The sequence below is a fragment of the Fodinibius salicampi genome (assembly GCF_039545095.1).
Taxonomy (GTDB): domain Bacteria; phylum Bacteroidota; class Rhodothermia; order Balneolales; family Balneolaceae; genus Fodinibius; species Fodinibius salicampi.
Genome location: NZ_BAABRS010000003.1, coordinates 469,735 through 492,919, shown reverse-complemented (window position 1 = coordinate 492,919; position 23,185 = coordinate 469,735). Strand labels below are relative to the sequence as shown.

Sequence of the window (23,185 nt, the reverse complement as noted above, 5' to 3'; positions counted from 1 at the left end):
TTTATGATTGCATATTTAAAAGGTATTGTACACAGTAAGGCAGCAAACCAGCTTGTTTTGGATGTTCATGATGTTGGCTATCTGTTAGAAATTTCCACACAGACTCTGGACGAGCTGCCCGCTAAAGGTGAAGAAGCGGAGTTATTGGTCCATCATCATATAACGGATAATGATCAGCGGTTGTTTGGCTTTTTAGGCCAAAACGAGAAGGATCTATTTGAGCTTTTGATTACGGTTAAGGGGGTAGGACCTAAACTGGGACTAACCATTCTTTCGGGTTTGCCCGCAGAAGAAATAACAGGCGCTATCGTGCAGAAGGACAAAGGAACTCTTTCCCAGATTAAAGGAATTGGGAAAAAGACGGCAGAACGGATGATCCTTGAGCTTAAGGATAAGGTTTCGGAAATGGTGGATGCGACTTACACTTCTTCTTCTGCTGTTTCAGGCGATTTGAAACAGGAAGCTATTTCTGCCCTGCAGTCGCTCGGGTTTAAAAAACGCGACTCTGAAAAGGCTGTTGGTATGGCTGTAAAAAATGGACAATCTGCCGAAAACGTACAAGAACTGGTTAAACGGGCACTTGCCCAGCTTAATACGTAACAATTATTTAACAGCCAATGGGTTTAATATTAGACGGGCCCTTTGTACTATTAAGCAGATAAAGGTTCGGTAATATTCTGCTTACATAAATTAAATATTGAAATTAACTATTTGCCCGTGTCTAAGAAAAATATTTTAGTGGTTGATGATGAGAAGGACTTGCTTGATCTCATTGAATACAACCTAAAAAAAGAAGGATTTGATGTCCTAAAGGCTGAAGATGGTCAGGAAGGAATTGAAGTTGCTCGAAAACACCAGCCTGACTTAATCCTGCTTGATATAATGATGCCCAAAATGGATGGGCTGGAAGTGGTAGAGCGAATTCGCGATGACAGACAGCTCAAGCGTATTCCTGTGATCTTTCTAACAGCCCGGGGAGATGAAAAAACGGAGATCGAAGGGCTTGATAAAGGCGGCGATGACTATATAACCAAGCCGATCAGTACCACAAAGCTCATATCACGCATAAAAGCCGTATTGCGCCGTTTTGAGGAGACGGCTATTGAAGATCAAGATAAGATAAATGTACACGACATTACTATTGATAAAGATCGTTATATCGTAACCCAGGCAGACGAAGAATTTCAGCTGCCCCGCAAGGAATTTGAACTGCTTTACTTCCTGGCCAGCCGAAAAGGAAAAGTAATGGATCGCCAGACACTCCTGAATCACGTTTGGGGTGATAATGTATACGTGGTTGATCGAACGGTAGATGTGCATGTTCGAAAAATTCGCAAAAAGCTGGGAGATGAATATATTGAAACCGTAAAAGGTGTCGGATATCGCTTTAAGGAATAAGGAATGAAGAAGGCTCCATTTAAAAAATCATCCCGCCTCTCTTTTAAAATTGCACTTGGCTCGGCTTTAGCTGTGGGAGTAGTGGGTTTTGGATTGGGTTATCTTTTCTTTACTCCCGCCTTGGTTACTCTCCTTCTCTTCAACCTGATCCTTATCCTGTTAACATTTGGATTGGTCTATTATGTGAGTTACAGGCTCCAGTTTCGTCGTATGGAGCAGTTAAATCAAATAACCAGAAGTATTGCCCGTAAACGTTTTGAGGATTATTCGGACTTCACCTCCGAAAACCGAGATGAATTAGATTATGTAATTACCCAGTCTATTCGGGCCAGTAAGACTATCGAGCGTGAGATCCAGCGTCTTAACCGTATTGAGAACTATCGCAAGGAATTTATCGGAGACATTTCGCATGAGCTTAAAACCCCTATTTTTGCCATCCAGGGATTTATAGAAACACTGCTTAACGGGGCCATTGATGACGAAGAGGTAAACCGGAAGTTTTTGAAAAAGGCGATGCGAAATGTTAATCGCCTGATTTTCTTAACCAAAGATTTGATGGAGATCTCCAAGCTCGAAACCGGAGAATTGAAATCCGAAGTACAGGATATTAACCTTCGAAAAATTGTGGATGATACCGTTGAAAATCTACAATATAAAGCACAAAAAGAGAACATTACGTTGCAAAAAGAAGGATTTGATAAGGATATTATCGTAAGTGCCGACCAAAATCAGATTAAGCAGGTGCTTATAAATCTTATTGAAAATGCAATCAAATATAATGTGCCGGAAGGAAGCGTAACCATAGGCGAAAAACCGTTTTCCAGGGACGAAGACAAGGTATTGGTTTATGTTCAGGATACCGGTATCGGGATTGAGCAGCAGTATATCGAGCGTGTCACCGAACGCTTTTTCCGCATTGATAAGTCACGATCGCGAGAAAAAGGGGGTACCGGACTGGGACTGGCTATTGTTAAGCACATAATGGAAGCCCACGGAGAGGAGTTTTTTATTGAAAGCACACCCAATGTAGGTTCTACATTCAGCTTTACGCTCAGTAAAGTACGGCGCGCAGCGGGCTTTCCGGAATGAGGAGATGACTTTTTCACTCTCATCGCATTTTTAAGTACCTTTCCGATAGTAAATTTTGATATCAAAAATAGTTTATCAGTCATGTTTTATGCAGTAATAATGGCCGGGGGATCCGGTACGCGTTTTTGGCCCAAAAGCACTAAAAAGCATCCCAAGCAGTTTTTAAACCTGTTTGGCGACCAAACCATGTTACAGACTACTGCAGACCGGATTAAGGAGCTTATCCCGGCTGAACGCCTGTGGGTTATAACCAACGATCGCTATGTCGATTTGGTTAACAAGCAGCTTCCTGAAGTTCCCCCAAAAAATATCATTGGTGAGGCCGTTGCTAAAAATACAGCCCCTTGCGTGGCTCTGGCTGCTGCTTTAATTCAGGAAGAAGATCCTGACGCTACCTTGGCGGTGCTTCCGGCGGATCACCTTGTCCGGCATCCGGAGAAGTTTCGCAAGGTACTAAAAGCCGCGAATGCCAAAGCAAGGGAAGGGAATAACCTGGTTACGATAGGCATAGAACCCAATCGGCCGGAAACAGGATACGGATATATAGAGTTTGATACAGAACAGTCGGAGATGCATGAGCAAAAAGAAGTAAGAAAAGTTAAGCAGTTTCGGGAGAAACCCGACTTGCAAACCGCTCGGCAATTCATTAGTTCGGGAAATTTCTTATGGAACAGCGGGATGTTTGTGTGGAGTGCGACAACCATTCTGGATGAGTTTAAAAAGCATCTGCCGGAAATAAGTGAGCAGATAGATGCGCTTGCTCCCGCTATAGGCAGTGAGAAGCAGAAAGAAGCCATTGATCAATTTTATCATGCCTGTCCATCTATCTCAATTGACTACGGCATTATGGAACAGTCGGAAAGTGTATATGTGGTTCCCGGCTCTTTCGGATGGAGTGATGTAGGAAGCTGGAATGCCGTGTATGATTTGAGGGAGAAGGATAATAATGGTAATGTCATTGAAGCCGAACATATTACTATTACCAAATCCAAAAATAACCTTGTTCAGAGCAATAGTGACAAGATGATTGCGCTCGTTGGGGTCGAAGATTTGGCAGTGGTAGAAACCGACCAGGCTATTTTAGTGTGTAATTTAAATGAGGCGCAGGGAGTCAAGCAGATTGTAAATCAGCTGAAGGAAGAGGATAAAAACAAAAAATATTTATAGCTGAGGGATTCCTATCTATATTTCTACCGTTAACTGATCATACGCAAGCTGAACGTGATCGGGAAGGCGTTCATTGCTCTTGCTGTGATTAACAGAAGAGTTCATGTGGATAAGGTAGGTTTGGGGAACTTCAAGCTCCTCAGCTACGGATACGGCTTGGGGAATGGTCATATGGGTTGGGTGTTCGGGCTTCCATCGCAGTCCGTCGAGGACCAGCATTTTGGATCCCACAATTTTTCTTTTGGTAGCATCCGGGATGGCGTTTACATCCGTGAGGTAAGAAAGGTCATTAACCCGGTAGCCCAGCACATTTATTTTTCCATGAGTAGCGGGCAGAGGAGTAATTTCCAGATCCCGAAAGGTAAATGAATCGGGGACCTCCTGAAGATCCAGGGAAGTTGCTCCAGGATACCGGTTAGGGCCGAACATATAGTCAAACCGCTTGCGAATGGCGTGGAGACATTTTTTCCCGGCATAAACAGGAATACTTTGGTTTTGCTCATAGCAAAAAGGCCGAAGATCATCCAGTCCCGAGATATGGTCCATGTGTTCGTGGGTAATCAGTACCAGATCTATATGGGAAAGACCCGAGCGGATGCTTTGCAGGCGAAATTCGGGTCCGGTATCTATAACGATAGATGACTCATCTGTTTCTATCCAGGCCGAGCAGCGCCATCGTACATTCCGGGGATCCCCATCCAGCCGTTCCTTGCCAAAACCGCCGGCCACTGGGACGCCCATTGAGGTACCGGTTCCTAAGAAAGTTAATTTCATTCTTCCAAATCTATATCTAGCTCTTCAATTTCCTGATCCTTAAATCGTTCGAAGCGATCCCACAGTTCTTCCAGGTGTTTTCGTACTGCTGGTTTAATATAGATATCCTGCAGGGATTGATCCTGGAGTACTCGGGCTAAAAGCCCCACCTGTTGTTGTTCAGGCTTTTTTTTATTTAAAACTACCAGCTTTTCTCCTTCCATTACACAGGAATCACCTCTAAAGGTACCTTTTTCTTTACGTATGGCGTAGCCCGATTGTTCTACCAGCTGTTCCAGTTCTAAAAGTAGTTTTTCCGTCTTCATGCCGCTGATTTAAAAAGTAATTCCCAGTTGAAGGCTGTGTCCTTTTATCCGGTAGTCATATCTTTCTTCCTCCACATTATAGTTGCGAAGCTCGTACATGTATCCGAAACTTAAGCCTATATTATTATTAAATAGCCGGTCGAGATAAAGCCGTCCATTCAATGCGAGTGATCCTAATGATCCGCCAAAAAGTCCTCCGGAAGCAAACGAAAAGCCATAAGCCGGCACTGCTCCGGCCTGCAGACGTACTTTCTGAGTAGGACGAACCATTGCTTTGATACCGGTGCCGGCCGTAAGGCTGCCAAAGCGGAAACGATCCAGGGTAGCAACATTCTGACTATTGGTAATATTTACATATCTGGAGGCGATTTGTATGGGCAGTTGGATAAGCACTTCTTCAGTAGCATAGAGTGGAAACCCGTAATTTATATTTCCGCCCACATCAAAATAACCTACATTATCGCTTCCGGTAATTTCTCCGCCAGCCCCCATAAAAAGGTTGAGGCTGCGGCCGTTATAGCCGACACGAATAATCGGAGCATCATAGTTAAACTGTCCGGGCAGTTCAACAGATTCATCTCCCTGGTACGTTACTGTGGTAGGCTCTAAACCGAGATATACCTCAGATGTTATGCGAGATAAAGAGGAGCGGTCATTATCCATAGAAAACATCTGTGCCCTGGCATTGGTCTGTAGAGCAGATATAATTCCCGCCGTTAGGCAAATAACTAAAAAAGATCGTATCATTGGACAATCATTTAGGGAATGATTATTCATAAATTTACATTTATATGTTCAGTTACATTAAATAAAACAACAGCTTACAATCTATGAAATCTCTCGGATTACTGATAACCTTATTCATGCTTACTTTTTCGTTTATGGGTGAAAATAATACTTCTGTATATGAATTTGAACCTACAAACATTGACGGCGAGGTAACACCTCTTCAAAAGTATGAAGGGAAGGTACTGCTTATTGTTAATACGGCGTCTGAATGTGGTTTTACTCCCCAGTACGAGGGGTTGCAAAATATTTATGAGAAGTATAACGATCAGGGGTTTGAGGTTTTGGGCTTTCCCGCGAACAATTTTGGAGGTCAGGAACCGGGCAGTGACGAGGAAATAAAGCAATTTTGCAATGTGAATTACGATGTAGGGTTCCCGTTGTTTTCAAAAATTTCGGTTAAGGGTGAAGATCAGCATCCTCTGTTTAAATACCTCACAACGGCTTCAAACCCCGATTTTACCGGCGAGATTAAGTGGAATTTCGAGAAATTTTTGATTGGAAAAGACGGGGAGTTAGTCCATCGTTTTCGCAGTGATACAAAACCTGAAAGTGATGAAATTTTAAAGGCAATAGAAACGTCTTTGGATAGTTAATACACTGTATCCCTAATACATCCCATCACCATCCCGACAGAGGGCCGTAACTGATACTTACGGTCCTCCTTTTATTTTTGACCAATAGTTTAATTCAACAGGTGTGAAATCAGCAGGAATTTTGGAATGCGTACTTTTAAAACCTGGTCATCCATAGTCTGCATGGTATAAAATCCCTTCATACTGCCCTTATACGAATTTAGCACACAGAAACTGTTATAGGAATGCTCACCATCTGGTGGGATAGTGGGTTTTTGTCCGATAACTCCTTCCCCGTCTATCTCGTGCGTTTCGCCAATAGAGTCTTCAATAAGCCAATGCCGGCGGAGCAACTTTACGGTTCGCGATCCTAAGTTGTTTATAGAGATAAAATAAGCAAAGACATGTTTATTGGACACAGGACTCGACTCCTGTTCCAGGTAAACCGGTTTTACTTCGACACTAATGTCGTGAGAAACTTCTATAAATGTCGGTTGATACATAAGCAGTATGTTATCCATTTTTTAAATGGTAACTAATTTATATGAGTCAACCAAAAGCATTAAAGAAAATAAAATTAGAGCTTGACATGTGTGCGATAAGGTAGTTATATTTGGAGCTCTTTGGTCCGGTAGTTCAGTTGGTTAGAACGCCTGCCTGTCACGCAGGAGGTCGCGAGTTCGAGTCTCGTCCGGATCGCATTATTATAAGCCGCTATCTCGCAAAGAGTTAGCGGCTTTTTTGTTTTGTATGGTTAGCCAAATTTAAAGCCCTCCTTCTGGTCTGGTACAAGGTTTCTATTAGTTCTATTCTTAAGGGATACTCAAGTTTGGAGACAAGCTCTTTTTGCATAAGTTTCAGTTGCTGTGCAGAAATAGATGGGATACGAGCAGATGATATTGAACATCAAGATCGGATTACCGACGTGATCTTAAAACATATAAGAAAATCTGAATAATTGATTGCAGATTTGTCTGGTTCAAGACCTAATGTTTATGAGCCCCTCCCCGTAATTTACCCAGTCAAAAGTAGAGAATAGGTCATTATTTGATGTTTCTGAATGTGCTCATTCGGGGTTACATCTCCTAGTTAGCTGTGCGGACGGAAGGAGTTATATTCGGTCTTCCAGGTCTCAATCTTCCCGCGAGCATCGACAAGAGAAAGGAACCAGTGCAGGTTCAAGCATTCGTCTTGGAAGCTCCCGTTAAAAGACTCAATAATACGGATTGTCGGTATATACCCTCAGCCAGAGCTTCTGAAGTTCTGAGTATGCCGCCATGCTTTTTAAAGACATTTATGGCATTATTTTTTTCTGATACATACATGTGCACAAGTTTACATACATTTATTTATAAGTGTATGCGTTTTTGTACATAAGTGTATCTTTTCGCACCTTTATACAAAAATTTAACTCCATAAATCTTAGTTTTAAACCTTTAGCTGGCGACCGGAGTTGCTGATCAAGCTAAGTTATCTCGATTCTTTAGAACTATCACCTACTCTATTGGTTAAAGACAGGCTCGATGGTATATCTAGTGGTATTGTATATTGTATATCAAGCATTCCGCATCATTTGATAGTACCACAGCAGCTGCTAAAATATGGAACCAATATAAAAAGCCTTCCATTTTGTATGGAAGGCTTTTCTTATTTTCAATTTGGAATATGTTATTATTCATGTTCGACATATTTTACTTTTGAGCAATGAAGTTTTGTTCAGCTAATTTTAGCTGAGCAAAAATTTCAGATCGTTTGTAAGCCTTGGCAAAACTAGAGGCGGTATGTCCATCATTATTTTTAATCGTTGGATCAGCTCCGTTATCAAGCAGTGCAGTAACAATATGGGAATTGTTATATTTTGCTGCAATCATGAGTGCTGTTGCTCCTGCGTCATTACGTAAGTTAACGTTAGCATCATTGGATAGAAGTGCCTCAATTGTCAGGCGATCACCAATTTTAGCTGCAATCATGAGGGGAGTATTTCCTACTTTTGTTTGCTGGTTTACATCTGCTCCGTTCGATAGAGCAGTCGACAATGCTTTTGAATCGCTCTTCAATACATATTGAATTATATCAGATTTCATTTGTGCTTCCGCAATTTCTGTTGCTGTCATAAATATTACTGAGATCAACAGAAATCCGAATACTTTGGTAAGTGAGTTGATAGCTTTCATTGTTTTCCTTGTTGGTTAGTATTGGGGTGCTTGAAGAAGTATACGCGAAGCAAGAATGGAGGTTGTGATTAAGTGACGAACGATAGCAGTATGTGATAAAATGGTAATAGAGCGTGATGAAATATTAAATGGGAGTAAACCAGTAACTATTTTTCTATAGAGATAAGTTATTCGTTGCAATATTATAGTACTTCATCACATTTTCTTCCTTATTTTGCGGTACTAAATGTATCTTTAGAGAGAAAAAACGGTGGCACTATAGTGAATTTTGTAAGTATGATGAGGGTAAATGACACCTTTTAAATCACTATAAGAGGCAGAACAACAGGAATACAGATAATGAAACAGTCGGGTTTAGTTTTAGCGGTAGCTGCATCTATTTACGTACTGTATAATTTTACAGTCACCAGTTTTATTGTGGCAGAAATGGGGGAGACATTCAGCTTAGGGAGAATTTTTTTGGCTGAGGTGGTAGTATTTATTCCGGTAGGCGCTTTTTTTATTACGGTTCAAGAATTATACAAAACCAAAAGATGGCTGTTTACCTCTATTTCTGTTAAAACGGCTGCGATTCATCTTTTACTGTTGGTAATGTTAATTGCCGTGCATTCTGTATGGCAGGTATATTTCAATTCATTACTAATTGGGGCCAACTTTATAGTAGATACTATAATCAGAGATGTAATGGGGTTTTTAAATCTTCGTGTGCTTATTTACATCATCTCAATAGGATTAGCTGTTGGCATGGTCAAAATTCAGGAAAAGGAAAACCGGTTACTTAATCAGTCAGAAATAAAACTGAAGCTACAGAAAGAAAATTTTAAACAATTAGAGCTGAAACTTAATCCTGAGATCATTTATCCTAATCTGGATTTTATCAAAAAAAATATGCACGAAAATCCCGAAAAAGCATCTGCCTTACTGTTAAATTTAAGTAAGCAGCTGCGAAATTTGATTGATAACATCCAGGAAGAGCGTATTCCCGTTAAAAAGAATCTCCAATTTTTGGAACATTACTTAAAGGCTTTGAAACTCAGATTAGGGCGGGAGTTATCATATCATCAAAAGATAGATGACTTTCATTTAGATATAGAAATACCCTCTTTGGTGTTGATGGCTCCCTTTTTTGAGCAGTTGTTTTTTGGAAGATATGCAGATTTTACGCGGCAGGTTGAGAAGGTTGTATGCAGATCAACGGAGATCAATGCCGATTTTATACATTTGGTTCTTGAATTTTACCCGATCGAACAAGCAGAAACGCTGGAGGGTAAATTAAAGAACGATGATCAGTTTGCGGAAATAAATGATTTACTTGCTCCATATGCTGGCAGTACACTAAAGGCTGAAGTTGATAATGATTGTTTATCCATTTACTTATATATGAAGGTGGAATAGCATGAATATTCGGTTATTAAAGAGCCCGAAAGTTAAAACCGGTCTATTCCTGGGTATACTCTTTGCAGTTTTGTTTATCACCACGTTTATACCAGCGCTATATTTCTATGCAGGTAGAGAAGCCAGTTTTTATAATTTAATTGTACGTTCTGGGTTGATAGCTATAACCCCAATTCTGTTTCTGCCGCTCATTTACTGGTTATCTGTAAGTAAACCCATTTTCAACAGTGGCAGTAATATCCTTTTTCATATCCTCCTTAGCCTACTGTTCATGCCGGTCTTTTTAATAGTTTTTCAATTGATGATCTTCTATTTTCTGGAGGGAGTATTTTTCTTTGGGATGGGATATCATCAAATCGAATCTATTTTAGTTCGGCAATTTTTTAGCATTGGTTCAATTTTATTTTTTACCTATTGGGGGCTCGTTGTACTGTTAGGCTTGAGTAAATATTATGAAGAACTTGGCAACATTAAACGGAAATCAAATGAACTAGAGTCACAGCTGGAACTTGCCAGCTTATCCAGCTTAAGAGCTCAGATCAAGCCCCACTTTTTATTTAATACCCTGAGTATGGTAGATCAAATGATTTCTACCGATCCGGACACCGCCAAAAAAATGGTGGATAAGTTGGAAAAGCTTTTGAAAAATACCTTTGACCGGTCCGGTCCAGAACAATCTTCCCTGAAAGAAGAAGTGGATTTCATCAAAAAGTATCTCGCTATTGAAGCACATCGTTTCCATGATCGGCTACAAGTTGTCTATTCCATTGCGCCGGAAACCATGAATGTTCAGATTCCCCGTTATTTACTTCAGCCATTGGTTGAAAACTCACTGGTGCATGGGGTGGCAAAAACGATGAAAAAGTGCACTATTAAAATAAAGTCTGAATCCCGGGGAGATAATGTCCGTATAGCAGTCATAGATGATGGTCCCGGTTTACGAAAAAGAAGTCAAGAAAAAGATAAAGGAATCGGACTTAAAAACGTAAGGGAACGTATCAGGTTATACTATGGAGAAAGTGCAAAATTAAACCTTCTTTCTTTAGAATCCGGAGGTATTATATCAGAAATATTGATTCCTGAGAAAGATTTAAAAGCAAATGTGACATCTTGATAAGCAGGTGATATCATGAGGATAAAAACGATTCTTGTTGATGATGAAGGTCACGCCCGGGAAAAGTTATCGGCACTGCTAAAAAACTTTGGGTATATAGAAATTTTGGCAACCTGTAAAAACGGGCTTGAAGCTATTAATACTATCAATGAATATTGTCCCGAGCTGGTTTTCTTAGATATAGAAATGCCTGAAATAGATGGTTTCAGAGTTATAGATAACATCGAATGCGAGCCTCTTCCTTATTTTATTTTCGTTACCGCCTACAGTGAATATGCTGTAAAAGCTTTTGAGGTAGAAGCTCTTGACTATATCCACAAACCACTGGATGAAGATCGCTTACAGGTAAGTCTCAATCGTTTTTTAAAAGAGAAAGATCGTCATACTTCACAATATGACAGAAAGATTAAATCTGCCCTTCATAACATAGAGAAAAAGAATCCACTCGAGCGCTTTATAATAAAAAAGAATGGGGAATATTTTCTGATAAACTCAGATGATGTACTGTGGATGGAGTCGGACGGCAATTATGTTAGGATTGTCACCGAAGAAGCAAAGTATTTTATTCGTCACACTCTTTCCGGTTTTGAAGAGTGCCTTGATCCATCACAGTTCTATCGGATTTCGCGTTCCGTCATTGTCAATATAGATTGGATTATCAAAATAGAAGACCATAATTATGGCAATTATCTGGTTCACATGAAGAATGATGTCAAACAAAAAATGAGTAAAAACTATAAAAGCTTGTTACAGGAATTTCAAAACTTTTAGTTCAGCCTCTGATCGCTCTCACTCCCCCCGTTGATTTAACGCTTGTCTTTATATTCACGTCTATCATAAATAGCTTTTACCTGGCCATTCCTGAGCAAACTTTTGAGATTAAGAAAAGTACCTAACACTGTCTGGTCAATCCCCAAATGAGTCATATGATTTGCAATGGAACTTCGTGTGGAATTCCTGTAGTCATCTCGTGAAAGTCTATTATCAAAATCTTAACCATAAATTTTTTTCTTAGCTATAATGAGATGCAATTTTGTATGCACATGGAAAACCTCTTAGATTAAGTACTTCGACTCCAACAGCAACCACTTAAACCATCCTTATGAGATGTAACTTCGGTTTTTGTTTTGTTCTCGTTATTCTTTTTTCTCTGACATCCTGTATGAACAATAGGAATACGATAGATTCTACAGAAAATGATTACTCCCCACCCGAAAATCCGGCTGAGGCTTTTAATCCTTTTGAGTTAAACCAAAAACTTGGCAAGGGCATTAATCTTGGTAATGCGCTCGAAGCGCCCAGCGAGGGAGAGTGGGGAATGGTAATTGAGGAAGAGTATATAGAGCTTATCCGGAAGGCCGGTTTTGATGCGGTCCGCATACCAATTCGATGGAATGCTCATGCTCAAAGCACCGAACCCTATACCATTGATCCGGATTTCTTCGAGCGTGTTGACGAAGTGGTGAACTGGGCTATGGACCGGGATTTACTGGTGATGATTAACATTCACCATTACAATGCATTGATGGAACAGCCGGAAGAACATCGGGAGCGATTTATTTCGCTGTGGAAACAAATTGGAGACCATTACAAGAAATTTCCCAATACCCTTCTTTTTGAAGTACTTAACGAACCGCATGATAATCTTGGTCCGGATCGGTGGAATGTATATTTGCAAGATGCCCTGGAGGCAATCCGGCTAACCAATCCCAATCGCACGATTGTTATCGGAACCGCTCCCTGGGGAGGTACCGGTGGATTAGAAGACCTTTCTCTTCCCGCTGAAGACCAGAATATTATTGTGACCGTCCATAACTACAATCCCTTCCAATTTACACACCAGGGAGCTGAATGGGTTGGTGAGGGTGAGGAAGCCGATGAGTGGATCGGAACTACGTGGACCGGAACGGAAGAACAGAAAGCGGAGCTCGATAAGGAGTTTGACCGGGTCGAGAAGTGGGCCGAGGAACATGACCGCCCGATCCATATGGGCGAATTCGGGGCCTACAGCGAAGCACCAAAGGAATCCAGGGAGATATGGACAGCTTATATGCGTCGGTCAGCCGAAAAGCGTGGGTTTAGCTGGGTCTACTGGGAGTTTGGAGCAGGTTTCGGCATTTATGATCGGGATAATAACCAGTGGAGAGAAGGACTGCTGGAGGCTCTGATACCCAATAGTCCAGAGCTGCAATAGCCTATCTAAATAATTATGAGAAAAGTTCAACTGAATACTTGCCGCTGTTGGTGTTCTAAACCATAATAAATCAAGTACAGAAAAATGAAGATAACGCGTTTATATACCGGAGAGGACGGAGAATCTCAATTCGAAGATATTGAAATAGCTTTGGAAGATGCCGGAGATATCGGAGTGCTTTCGGAATTGGAGGAGGCCACGGGAATTATTTTCAGGGAGACAGGACCTAAATATGATTACGACTGGCATAATGCTCCCCGAAGACAATATATCATTATGCTGGAAGGAGCGGTGGATGTGGAAATCGGGGATGGCACGGTACGCCGCTTTAGTACGGGAGACGTACTGCTTGCTGAAGATACCACCGGTCGCGGGCATATCAGCCGAGCGGTTGATAACCAGCCGCGGAAATCCATTTTTGTGACGCTGGATTAAAGAAGGCACAAAGCAGAATAAAACCAAGTATTTATAGCATATACTTTATATATTTGGTTTTACTTTGCCTGCTGCTCAAGGGCTTTTTAAACGAATCGTAGATGAAAATGAATTTTCAGAAGATACATTAGATGGATATTCTTTGGATTGGTATGGCCTTTATTTTCGGGATGCTGGTTTCCCGGATAAAACTCCCTCCTTTAGTTGGTTACCTGGCAGCAGGAATGCTTCTTTCTGTTTATGGATATGAGGCCGGCGCGGCACTTCATGAAGTGGCCCATCTTGGAGTATTATTACTGCTTTTTACTGTTGGACTTCATCTGCGGCTAAAGAATATATTTAGAATTGAGGTTCTGGGAACAGGTGGACTGCACCTGCTCTTCAGTACTGCTATTTTTGTTCCGGTTGCCTTAGCCTTTGGATACAGCTTGCTGGCCTCTCTCATTATTGCGGTAGTGTTGGGGTTTTCAAGTACCGTTTTGACGGCCAAAAATCTGGAGCGAAGGGATGAACTCGGGGCATTCCACGGACGGGTGGCCATCGGTATTCTCATTCTTCAGGATATAGTAGCGATCGTATTATTGGGTTTAACCAGCGGCACGGTACCTTCCCCGTGGAGTCTTGTTCTGTTTGGGTTGCCGTTTATTCGTCCTGCGGTAATTAAAATTGTGGAACTCAGTAATGAGGAAGAGCTTAAGCTTCTCTTTGCCCTGATGCTGGCTATTGGAGGTGGGGCTGCTTTTGAGGGAGTAGGCCTTTCCTCGGAATTGGGAGCACTGGCTGCGGGAATGCTGTTATCCGGTCACGAGGTAGCAGATGAGCTCTCAAAAAAACTCTGGGGACTGAAAGAAGCGTTTCTGGTGGGTTTTTTCCTTGAAGTGGGATTAGCAGGATTCCCAGGGCTCCAGGATTTTTACCTTGCCCTGGCTGCAATTGCTATCCTTCCTCTGAAAGCAGTGATGTTTTTTATTCTGATGTTGACCTTTAAATTGAGAGCACGAACTTCCTTTGTTGCAACCATCACCCTTACCTCATATAGTGAATTCACCCTGATTGCCGGTTCGGTTGCAGCTTCTGCGGGATTTATTCCGGAAGGAGTGGTCGTCGCTTTTGCCCTGCTTACCGCGATCTCCTTCGCCCTGAATGCCCCCATTTCGATCTGGGAAGAGGAACTGTGGGAACGCATGGAAATGTTTTTGATCCGTTTTGAGCGTGACGTGCGGCATCCCGACCAGCAGACCATATCTCTCGGATCAGCCGAATTCCTTGTTGTGGGTATGGGTAATGCTGGTCAGGCTGCTTATGATCGACTTAAAAAAGAGGAAAAGCACGTAGTAGGGATGGATATAGATCCGGCTCGTATTGAAAGTAACCTGTCGGAAGGCCGGCGCGTAATCTATGGTGATATGCAGGATATTGAACTTTGGAGCACCCTTGATTTGAGTGATATACAATCTGTTATTCTGGCAATTGGCAGTCCGGAAGCAAAGGTGAATGCCACTAAGTATATGCGTTCCAACAAGTTTAAAGGATCTATTTATGCCCTTACAACACAAGAGGAAGAACACAGGGCGTTAGCAAAAGCAGGTGCCAGCGCCGTCTGTCTGCCTATTACCCAAGCGGGACAAAAACTGGCGGAGCTAAGCCTGTCAGATAAAAGCGGATCAGAAGAGATGATTCTCAGTACGGAATTCAGGACCTGATACTGGCCTCATTTTTTATTCTATCTATTGTGTAGATTCCCGAAAAGTTTACTTTGATAAAAATTTTAATCAAATTATTTCATTGACAATAACTGGGTACTTGGTGGGATTTATTTACTGTAGGCACTTAAATCCATTCATATAAATATAAAGGGATAATATTATGCGGATACAAATAGTGCTATTAGGGCTAGTGGGATTATTGCTCAGCTGTTCGACACAGGAAACGGTTGATGCCGATAAAGTGATCGAAAATGTAGGAGTCATTACAATGGACAATGACGGGAAGGTCCTGCAGAATCGTACCGTATTCATTAAGGATGATCAGATTGTACGAATTGTCACGGCAGATCAGGCAGGGATACCAGAAACAGCCAGCCGGATTGACGGAGAGGGGAAATTCCTGATCCCCGGTTTATCGGAAATGCACGCCCATATTCCATCCGGGGATGCAGAGCAGGAATATGTGGAGGATGTGCTGTTTCTCTATCTCTCCAATGGTATTACGACTATCCGGGGGATGCTGGGAGAACCATCCCATCTTGATTTGCAAAAGCAAGCCGCTCAAAATGAAATCGTAAGTCCCCGGGTTTACACTTCAGGTCCGGGTTTCAGTGGGGAGAGCGTAGACAGCCTTGAGCACGCCCGGCAGAGGGTTCGCGACCAGCACGAGGCCGGATACGATTTCTTAAAAATATTTCCCGGACTTACCCTGGAAGAATACAACGCAATCGCCGAAGAGGCGAATAAAGTTGGTATTGAGTTTTCCGGACATGTCCCTGCTTCCGTTGGACTAGAAAGGGCTATTGAAGCAGGACAAACGACGATTGACCACCTGGACAAATATATGGAGGCCTTGGCAGGAGACACACTGGATACGGAGGAGGTTGAAGATCCCGGAGTTATTTATTTTGGGATGCACGCAGTGCCCTATGTTGACCGGAGCCGTGTACCGGAGGTTGCTAAGATGACGGCAGAAAGCGGAACCTGGAATGTCCCGACACAAGCTTTGCTTGAACATGTACTGGGTACAGACCCGCCGGAAGAACTGGCCGAGCGCCCGGAATTTCAATATATGCCCAATGAAACGGTTGAACAGTGGATAGACAGCAAAAAGTCAATTACCGGCCATGATATATATACCGAAGAGTTAGCAAAGGAATATTTACGGCTCCGTCGTGATATGATCAAGGCGCTGCACGATGCGGGGGCAGACCTCTTGCTGGGTTCCGATGCTCCTCAAATCTTTAATGTCCCTGGATTTTCGGTTCACCATGAGCTGCGTTATATCGTGAATTCAGACCTGACACCCTACCAGGCATTGAGAACCGGTACCTATAATACGGCCAAATATTTGGATGACCTGGAGAATAGCGGGACTATTGCTGAAGGAAAAGTAGCGGATATGGTTTTGCTGGAATCCAATCCACTGGATGATATTTCCAATTCAAATAATATTGCCGGGGTCATGTATCGCGGTAACTGGCTTTCCAGAGAGGATATTGACAAGCGACTGGAATCCATCGCTAAAAAGCATCAGTAGATTTGTTGAGTCTTTATTGCTGCTGCTTTTTTAGCGGCCCACTACAATAAATGGTGCCCAGTAGACCGGATGATTGAATAGCGGATGATTAATCATTTGTAGCTTCGCCTGTCGCATTGCCGGGGCTTTTAGTCCAAAGGGAAGCGATTCATCCCAGCCAATCCAGCGGAGGGCGGTGTCCATCCAGCTTTCTTGCATTTCTTCGTTTAAAAGGGCCTTGTAAAATTCATTCATAAGGGAAGCGGTAGAGCGGTCATAGACATTCCACAGGCTCACCACCACTGTAGAAGCTCCGGCAAAGAAGAAAGAACGCTGCATACCCAGCATGCCTTCTCCCTTAACCACCTTGCCAAGTCCGGTGTTGCAGGCACTCAATACTACCATATCCGAATTAATATTGAGGCCGAATATCTCAGAGCTACGCAACATGCCATCTTCTATGGAGGATGGCGTAATTTCATCACCGGAAGAAAGTGCCAGTCCGCTCCGGCCCGGTTGTGATTCATCAATAATGCCATGCGTAGCCAGGTGAACATATTGGTAGCTGTTTTCCCGAAGCCGGTTCTTAAGATTTTGTTCGGTTACCAGATCATCCTTAAGTATCGCTTTTTGCTGGAAGTGTGAGGCGATGGAATCTACTTCCATGTTGGTAGAGGGGAGTGACGTAAGGCGTCCGGTACTGTTAAGGCTGACCTCTGATGTATTCTCATTGAACTGTGATCCCGCAACGGCTAATAAATCGTTCTGTTTCTCCGGTCTTGATTGATCCAGTAGCGTAAGCGTGGTGAGAGAAGGCACATATTTTATGTGATAATCCTCAACTAAATACCGGTTGTTCTGTAATATCGCTTCGAAGGGCATATAAGCCAGTGCCCCATCGGGTACCACTATTAATTGCTCATAGTTTTTCAGCTGCTGTTGAAAGGGTTGGATGAGCGTGCCGAATAGTTTTTTGGAATGTTTCTGTAAGGTTTCTTTGGGTGCGTTCGAGAGTATGGCATCCCGGAAACCTGCTACCTGTTGGGTCAGGGTACTATCGATTGATTGCCCTTCGGCAATGGGGACCCGCTTAAGCTGTACATCATCCTGGCAGATAAGAAAGATAAGCAGGTCTTTATCACTAATAGCATATTGTAATACCGCCGTATTTTCGTCGATCAGGGACTGAGCCTGTTCTAAGTTGATGGCCTCGGATGATTGTACTTTCTGAATAACCGGGTATTGCTCAGCCAGCTCGTTTTCATAAGCTGCAAGCTCCAGCTCTGCCGTTTGGATGGTCTGGTTAATTTGGGACTGTTCCTGCAGATCAGATGTGATATCCAGTTGGGTATAGAGCGAATCAATCGTGTTGCGCTTTTCATTGCGCTCAACCCGGACTTCTTCGGGCAGCTGCTGGTCGATGTTTTGTCGTGCTTTGGCGAGATCATCCCGTAATGCCCGGGCCTTGGCTTGTTCAACCAGCTCGAAAGCCCGGGACGTGTCCTTTTTGTATTGCAGAACCCAGGAAGCCAATTCTATATAAAAGTCGGAATGCTTTTGAAAATATCCTGTTTTTAATTCTGAAACAGACCCTGCCCTGGAACGGTTGTTTTCGATGATGTCTATGACCTGCTGACCGTAGATGAGCGCACTGTCGGAATTCATTTTGTGGTACTGCCGGGCCAGATTTTGCAGAGAAGCTAGTTGTTTGTTTTCCGGCAGGAACTGGCTGTAGGCGTGGGCTTTTTTAAAATGCTGCAGGGCTTCCCGATCTTTTCCTTGGGCTTCATGAATATGCCCGGCATAGGTAGCGGCGTCCTCCAGGATCGAATAGCTGTCGGTAGAATCTCCAATCTGCTGAATTTGATAGGCATATTCCCAAGCTTGCTCAAAATTTTTGTTTTCAAGTTCGAGCGTTACCATGGTATTTAGTGAGGAAGCGATATCATAGGGATTGCCAACTTGCTTGCGCAGCTCCATCGCTTCCCGGTAATGCTCAGCGGCCTTTTCGGTCTTTCCCTGCTCCCAAAGCAGCATACCCAAGTTTTTAGTAGTAACGGCAATAGATTGGGGACTGGTCATATCGTCCTTCATTGCCAGGCTCTGCTGGTAATAGTCCAGGGCTTTGTCGTATTCACCCAGCCGTTTGTACAATAAGCCAATATTGTTAAGGGCTGAAGCAATACTGCTTGGCGTTCCCGTCTGGCGGGCCAGTTCCAGGCTTTTTTGGTGGGACACCAGTGCCTGATCATAATTGCCAAGTGAAAACTGTACGCCGGCAATACTACTATAAACGCTGTATAACGAATGGGCGTTGCCTATGTCTTCTTGAAGATCAAGGCTTCGATTATAGTATTCTAGGGCTTGGTCATACAGTAATAGGGCTTCATAAATATTGCCTATATTATTGAGTGTAATGGCAATAGAACTCTGATTGTCGATCTCTTCAAAGTACGGGAGAGCTCGTTGGCTGAATTCCAGCGCCTTGCTGTAGTTCCCCTTTCGGTGATACGCGCTGCCCAGGTTGTCATATACTACGCCAATTAGCTCTTTATCCCCGGATTTTTCGGCCAGGGGGAGCGATTGCTCATAATAAGACAGCGCCTGGTCGGGCTTCCCCATTCGGTTGGAGGCCCACCCCATGCTGTTGTAGAGATCGCCCCGGTTATAGGTGTCATTAGCCGGGTGGTCGACCTTCAGCAGCTGCTGGTATAACTCCAGAGCCTGCTCATTCTTTGAGCGGTACACCATGGCGCTGGCATATTCTTTTCCAGCCTCCAGCCAGGAGGTGGTATCCTGGAAATTGCGATAGATCTGATAGGCCTCGCGGTAGTAGAATTCCGACTCCTCCATCTGGCCCCGTTCGTCAAATTGCTGGCCCGTTTTAAAGAGAGAATCGGCCAGCTGTATACTTTGTCCCCATACTATAATCGGTAGAAGAAGAAAGGCAAAGAAAAAGAAAAGCCACCGTTTGTTCATGGTAGATGTTGAATCCCAGCTATTTTAATCGCCGTTGAGCCACTAATATATAAGAAAGTATTTAAAAAGTTTGATATTATCCCAAATTAAAACCACTTTATAATAGTGCTCAGTTTGAGGGGGCGCCAATTATATATAAATCATAACAAAATCAGGAGATCATTATGTTTGGACTAATCGAAGATCACAAACTTACGTCGATTAAATTTGCTTTGCCTGACCATGAAACTGAAACAGATACTGATGAGGAAGATGACGGCAGGGAGTAAGGGAAAAGAATAATTCTTTAACGAAATACGATAGATTTAAGCCATGCTATTTTTAGCATGGCTTTTTTATTGGATGAGTTGAAAGATGTGCACCGTGCATCGGGCAAAAATAGCCACTAGTCGCTAAACATGGAGTTGACAAACAGCTCGCGGTCAAAGACCTGCAGGTCTTCGATATTTTCACCCACGCCGATATATTTGACCGGTACATCCAATTCGTTGGAAACCCCAATTACGATCCCTCCTTTAGCGGTGCCGTCCAGCTTGGTAAGCACCAGGCCGGTAATATCTACAAAATCGGTAAATGCTTTGGCCTGCTGCATCGCATTTTGACCCGTTGAGGCATCAAGCACCAGCAACACCTCATGCGGGGCATCTTCAACCACTTTGCCCATCACCCGTTTTATTTTAGCCAGCTCTTGCATCAGCGATTTTTTATTGTGCAGGCGTCCGGCCGTATCGACCAGTGCTACATCGGCATTTTTGGCCTTGGCCGATTCTACGGTATCATAGGCCACAGCCGCAGGATCAGCATTTTGTCCCTGCTGAATGATGGGAACGTCCGCCCGTTCGCTCCATATTTTAAGCTGGTCCACTGCCGCGGCGCGAAAGGTATCAGCCGCTCCCAGCATTACTTTTTTACCGGCTTTTTTATAGAGATGCGCCAGCTTCCCGATCGAGGTTGTTTTGCCTACTCCGTTTACGCCTACTACCATTACGATATGGGGCTTCTGCGGAAATTCCGCGTCAAATTCAGCTGGCTTGTCAGGGGAGTGATCCTTAAGCAGGGCAATAATCTCTTCGCGCAGTATCCTTTGAAGCTCACTGCTGTTGAGGTATTTATCCCGTGCCACGCGTGCTTCTATGCGGTCGATAATTTCAAGCGTGGTCTTAACGCCTACATCCGAGGTAATAAGAATTTCTTCCAGCTCGTCGAGTACGGCGGCATCTACAGTATCCTTACCGGCAATAGCCTTACCAATCTTTTTCATGATGCCGGATCGGCTTTTTTCAACGCCTTTTTCGACCTTTTCTTTCTTTTTGAGACCTATTTTTTCTAAAAAACCCATACGATTTCTTCGATTATAAAGCTATACATACACTGCTTGTGTATGTTGTTAGTGCTGAAAATTTACGATTATCATTCAATTAAACTCTACTCCCTTCCGTATTTCATTGAATCGGTAAAGATAATCAATGAAGGAGAAAAACATAAGAGCCAGTGATGCACCCATTAGCATTTGCTGAGCGGCCGTGGCTTCAGGAAAAAAAAAGGCGGCAAGCCAATAGAGTCCCAGTACATTAACGCTGATTTTCCCGGACATCCCCGCCATGGCAACTTTGCCCCGAAGGTAGCGGATATATAGTGATCCGGCCATTATGATAAAGTCACGCAATATCTCAATGATAAAAAACCACAACGGGATGATATTGATATAGGCCGCATAAAAAAACAGGAGAAAAGCACAGAACTTATCCGCCACCGGATCCAGAACTTTGCCCCATTCGGTGACTTTGCCCGTAACGCGCGCAACATAACCATCCAGATAGTCTGAGAAGATACCATACAAAACGAGTATGGTAATTGTCCACGTAATATGTTGGCCATTTGTATAGTGCAGGTACACAATGGGCAGGGCAACCAGTATGCGCGAAAAAGAGATAGCATTTGACCAGGTTAGCAGGTCTTCTTTTACCTCTATTTTTTTCTGATCTATGTTATATGTTTCGCCCAAGAGAATGCAATTTCTTTGTTATTATTGACGAAGTACTATATTTAATAGTTTAGTGTCTAAGATACATAAAAATATGACTATGAACGATTCCCAAAAACTCGTAGAACAGACTTTATCTTCAAAAGAAGTTTTTAATGGCCGGTTGCTACACGTTTTTTTTGATAAAGTCCGGTTACCGGACCAATCAAACTCTACCCGTGAATGGATTGATCATCCCGGAGCGTCAGCTATTATTCCGATTTTCAGAAACGGAGATGTAATGATGGTCCGGCAATTCCGATATCCGATTAAAAGTATTTTTTATGAAGTACCCGCCGGAAAGCTGGATCCCAAAGATACCGCGGGAGAAGCCGCTAAAAGAGAAGTACACGAAGAAGCGGGACTCATTTGCAGCTCTTATGCTTATATTGGCCATTTTTACCCTGTAATAGGCTATTCGAATGAAATTATTCATCTTTATGCAGCCTGGGATATTGAAATAGCGAGGCAGCAGGTCGACGATGATGAGTTTTTAATAAAGGAACGCATGCCTTTTCAGGAAGCCTTGCAGATGGTGCATAAGGGAGAAATTACGGATGGGAAAACCATCATTGCCCTGCTGCGAACCTGGCACTGGTGGCAAGAAGAAGGTCCCTTCGATATTTAGAAAGCTATTAAGGATTTACTCCCTGGTACTATATGCTGTCCAGGAGTATGTGATTCTATTGCAATGGCTCAGTCTATCTTGTGATATTAAATGAATTACTTAATAATTCCCTCGTCTACGGCTAATTCATAGAGGGACTTCTGGAGATCGGCATCAGTAATGGCATCACGGTTGATCAATTCTTCAATCTCATCCCCGCGCAATAGTAAAATGCAGCCCATCTCATTGAGCGCTTCATCGAATTTTCGGGGATCCGCGTTAGAAAGTTTCTCCAGGTCAATACCATCGGGACTTTTCTTCGTATTTACAAGACAATAAAAGGTATCTTCCTCATCGTTTTCGTCTCCGAACCCAAAAATTTCAAGTTTGGTGTCGTCTTGCTGAAGCATAATGGAATAACTTTGGTTGTAAGTTGTGCTGTAATGTTTTTGCTATAAATCTATTGATGCCGTTCCAGGAAATCCCGGGCTTTAATCAGTTCAACAATTTCATCGGTTTCACTGTCAACCACGGCCACCTGGAATAGGCTGATAATTGCTTGGTTTTCGATACAGCTGACCGTTTCTTCAATGGTGTCGCACTGTTCCTGTTCGCTTACCAAATCATTAATTCCTTTAACAACATACCGATAATTTTTGGATTTGCTATTCTTTTTCTGTCTGGGTGATGCTGTGGATTCTCCGAAATATTCGCGTAAAGCTTCCTCGGTGACATACCACTTAACGCCCAGCTTGCGACCACGGATCTTTTCTTCCCGCAAATAGGTGCGGATGGTCATTTTGCTGAGCCCTAACTGTTCATGGAGGTCATCCACCGAATAAAGGGTAAGGTTTCCAAGTTGTCTGGGCATTGTGCGCAAATTTAGTGTTTTATTATAGTAATAGTGGTTCTCTTGAAACCATATCAAAGTAATAATACTTAGTT

The 23,185-nt window shown here is 42.9% G+C and carries 23 protein-coding genes, 1 tRNA gene and 1 pseudogene; 14 read left to right on the top strand and 11 right to left on the bottom strand.

The window, feature by feature from the left end:
• Positions 1-3 precede the first annotated feature (3 nt).
• The 4 genes from ruvA to ABEB05_RS13200 all read left to right on the top strand — a co-directional run bounded on the left by ruvA (position 4) and on the right by ABEB05_RS13200 (position 3,654).
• Entirely contained in the window at positions 4-600 is a 597-nt protein-coding gene (ruvA, locus tag ABEB05_RS13215) for a Holliday junction branch migration protein RuvA (protein ID WP_265790853.1), read from the top strand.
• 117 nt (positions 601-717) lie between these two features.
• Positions 718-1,398: a response regulator transcription factor gene (locus ABEB05_RS13210; protein ID WP_265790852.1), complete on the top strand. Its 681-nt coding sequence runs from the start codon at positions 718-720 to the stop codon at positions 1,396-1,398.
• A gap of 3 nt (positions 1,399-1,401) precedes the next feature.
• Positions 1,402-2,487 carry a sensor histidine kinase gene (locus ABEB05_RS13205; RefSeq protein ID WP_265790850.1) on the top strand — a complete coding sequence of 362 codons (1,086 nt, stop codon included), beginning with the start codon at positions 1,402-1,404 and terminating at the stop codon, positions 2,485-2,487.
• A gap of 81 nt (positions 2,488-2,568) precedes the next feature.
• Positions 2,569-3,654 (top strand): mannose-1-phosphate guanylyltransferase, encoded by a 1,086-nt coding sequence (locus ABEB05_RS13200; RefSeq protein WP_265790848.1) that lies wholly within the window; start codon positions 2,569-2,571, stop codon positions 3,652-3,654.
• A 15-nt stretch (positions 3,655-3,669) separates the two neighbouring features.
• On the opposite strand, the gene ABEB05_RS13195 is transcribed toward ABEB05_RS13200, so the two are convergent.
• From ABEB05_RS13195 to ABEB05_RS13185, 3 genes are read right to left on the bottom strand one after another with little or no spacing between them, the layout of a single operon-like run.
• A complete protein-coding gene (locus tag ABEB05_RS13195; protein ID WP_265790846.1) occupies positions 3,670-4,428 on the bottom strand; it encodes an MBL fold metallo-hydrolase in 759 nt (252 codons plus the stop codon).
• Positions 4,425-4,733, bottom strand: coding sequence for a hypothetical protein (locus ABEB05_RS13190; RefSeq protein ID WP_265790844.1), 309 nt, complete (start codon positions 4,731-4,733; stop codon positions 4,425-4,427). Before ABEB05_RS13190 ends, ABEB05_RS13195 begins: the two co-directional genes overlap by 4 nt.
• A 9-nt stretch (positions 4,734-4,742) precedes the next feature.
• The gene (locus ABEB05_RS13185; RefSeq protein WP_265790842.1) at positions 4,743-5,480 is read right to left on the bottom strand and encodes a hypothetical protein; all 738 of its coding nucleotides are present in this window, start codon (positions 5,478-5,480) and stop codon (positions 4,743-4,745) included.
• Positions 5,481-5,596: 116 nt separating this feature from the next.
• Here ABEB05_RS13185 and ABEB05_RS13180 point away from each other — a divergent pair, with 116 nt between their 5' ends.
• Entirely contained in the window at positions 5,597-6,115 is a 519-nt protein-coding gene (locus ABEB05_RS13180; protein WP_345694298.1) for a glutathione peroxidase, read from the top strand.
• An 89-nt stretch (positions 6,116-6,204) separates the two neighbouring features.
• On the opposite strand, the gene apaG is transcribed toward ABEB05_RS13180, so the two are convergent.
• Positions 6,205-6,615: a Co2+/Mg2+ efflux protein ApaG gene (gene apaG, locus ABEB05_RS13175; RefSeq protein WP_265790841.1), complete on the bottom strand. Its 411-nt coding sequence runs from the start codon at positions 6,613-6,615 to the stop codon at positions 6,205-6,207.
• Positions 6,616-6,719: 104 nt separating this feature from the next.
• On the opposite strand from apaG, the gene ABEB05_RS13170 reads away from it, so the two are divergent.
• A tRNA-Asp gene (locus tag ABEB05_RS13170) sits at positions 6,720-6,793 on the top strand.
• 390 nt (positions 6,794-7,183) lie between these two features.
• Here the strand turns inward: ABEB05_RS13170 and ABEB05_RS13165 are convergent.
• Both ABEB05_RS13165 and ABEB05_RS13160 read right to left on the bottom strand, forming a co-directional pair.
• Positions 7,184-7,312, bottom strand: a pseudogene (locus ABEB05_RS13165) (integrase core domain-containing protein); the annotation flags it as partial.
• Positions 7,313-7,785: 473 nt separating this feature from the next.
• A complete protein-coding gene (locus ABEB05_RS13160) occupies positions 7,786-8,268 on the bottom strand; it encodes an ankyrin repeat domain-containing protein (RefSeq protein ID WP_265790839.1) in 483 nt (160 codons plus the stop codon).
• Between the two features lie 339 nt (positions 8,269-8,607).
• On the opposite strand from ABEB05_RS13160, the gene ABEB05_RS13155 reads away from it, so the two are divergent.
• The 7 genes from ABEB05_RS13155 (at position 8,608) to ABEB05_RS13125 (ending at position 16,652) form a co-directional block, all read left to right on the top strand.
• Positions 8,608-9,663, top strand: coding sequence for a histidine kinase (locus tag ABEB05_RS13155; protein WP_265790837.1), 1,056 nt, complete (start codon positions 8,608-8,610; stop codon positions 9,661-9,663).
• Between the two features lie 301 nt (positions 9,664-9,964).
• Positions 9,965-10,777 carry a sensor histidine kinase gene (locus ABEB05_RS13150; RefSeq protein ID WP_265790835.1) on the top strand — a complete coding sequence of 271 codons (813 nt, stop codon included), beginning with the start codon at positions 9,965-9,967 and terminating at the stop codon, positions 10,775-10,777.
• A gap of 15 nt (positions 10,778-10,792) precedes the next feature.
• Positions 10,793-11,548 (top strand): LytR/AlgR family response regulator transcription factor, encoded by a 756-nt coding sequence (locus ABEB05_RS13145; RefSeq protein ID WP_265790833.1) that lies wholly within the window; start codon positions 10,793-10,795, stop codon positions 11,546-11,548.
• 391 nt (positions 11,549-11,939) lie between these two features.
• Entirely contained in the window at positions 11,940-12,971 is a 1,032-nt protein-coding gene (locus ABEB05_RS13140) for a glycoside hydrolase family 5 protein (RefSeq protein ID WP_265790831.1), read from the top strand.
• A gap of 84 nt (positions 12,972-13,055) precedes the next feature.
• Positions 13,056-13,406: a cupin domain-containing protein gene (locus tag ABEB05_RS13135; protein ID WP_265790829.1), complete on the top strand. Its 351-nt coding sequence runs from the start codon at positions 13,056-13,058 to the stop codon at positions 13,404-13,406.
• Positions 13,407-13,537: 131 nt separating this feature from the next.
• Positions 13,538-15,109, top strand: a complete 1,572-nt coding sequence (locus tag ABEB05_RS13130; RefSeq protein ID WP_265790827.1) for a cation:proton antiporter family protein — start codon at positions 13,538-13,540, stop codon at positions 15,107-15,109.
• A gap of 163 nt (positions 15,110-15,272) precedes the next feature.
• On the top strand, positions 15,273-16,652 hold the full coding sequence (locus ABEB05_RS13125) for an amidohydrolase family protein (RefSeq protein ID WP_265790825.1): 1,380 nt from the start codon (positions 15,273-15,275) through the stop codon (positions 16,650-16,652).
• Between the two features lie 30 nt (positions 16,653-16,682).
• Here ABEB05_RS13125 and ABEB05_RS13120 read toward each other — a convergent pair whose 3' ends face one another.
• From ABEB05_RS13120 to ABEB05_RS13110, 3 genes are all read right to left on the bottom strand, one after another.
• Positions 16,683-19,610, bottom strand: a complete 2,928-nt coding sequence (locus tag ABEB05_RS13120; RefSeq protein WP_265790823.1) for a CHAT domain-containing protein — start codon at positions 19,608-19,610, stop codon at positions 16,683-16,685.
• Positions 19,611-19,995: 385 nt separating this feature from the next.
• Entirely contained in the window at positions 19,996-20,949 is a 954-nt protein-coding gene (gene ftsY, locus ABEB05_RS13115) for a signal recognition particle-docking protein FtsY (protein WP_265790821.1), read from the bottom strand.
• A 75-nt stretch (positions 20,950-21,024) separates the two neighbouring features.
• On the bottom strand, positions 21,025-21,615 hold the full coding sequence (locus tag ABEB05_RS13110) for a CDP-alcohol phosphatidyltransferase family protein (protein ID WP_265790819.1): 591 nt from the start codon (positions 21,613-21,615) through the stop codon (positions 21,025-21,027).
• Between the two features lie 79 nt (positions 21,616-21,694).
• Between ABEB05_RS13110 and ABEB05_RS13105 the strand changes: the two genes are divergently transcribed.
• A complete protein-coding gene (locus ABEB05_RS13105; RefSeq protein WP_265790818.1) occupies positions 21,695-22,261 on the top strand; it encodes an NUDIX domain-containing protein in 567 nt (188 codons plus the stop codon).
• Between the two features lie 95 nt (positions 22,262-22,356).
• Here ABEB05_RS13105 and ABEB05_RS13100 read toward each other — a convergent pair whose 3' ends face one another.
• Together ABEB05_RS13100 and ABEB05_RS13095 are read right to left on the bottom strand one after the other, a co-directional pair.
• Positions 22,357-22,650 (bottom strand): hypothetical protein, encoded by a 294-nt coding sequence (locus ABEB05_RS13100; RefSeq protein WP_265790817.1) that lies wholly within the window; start codon positions 22,648-22,650, stop codon positions 22,357-22,359.
• A gap of 50 nt (positions 22,651-22,700) precedes the next feature.
• Positions 22,701-23,111 (bottom strand): helix-turn-helix domain-containing protein, encoded by a 411-nt coding sequence (locus tag ABEB05_RS13095; protein WP_265790816.1) that lies wholly within the window; start codon positions 23,109-23,111, stop codon positions 22,701-22,703.
• Between the last annotated feature and the right edge of the window lie 74 nt (positions 23,112-23,185).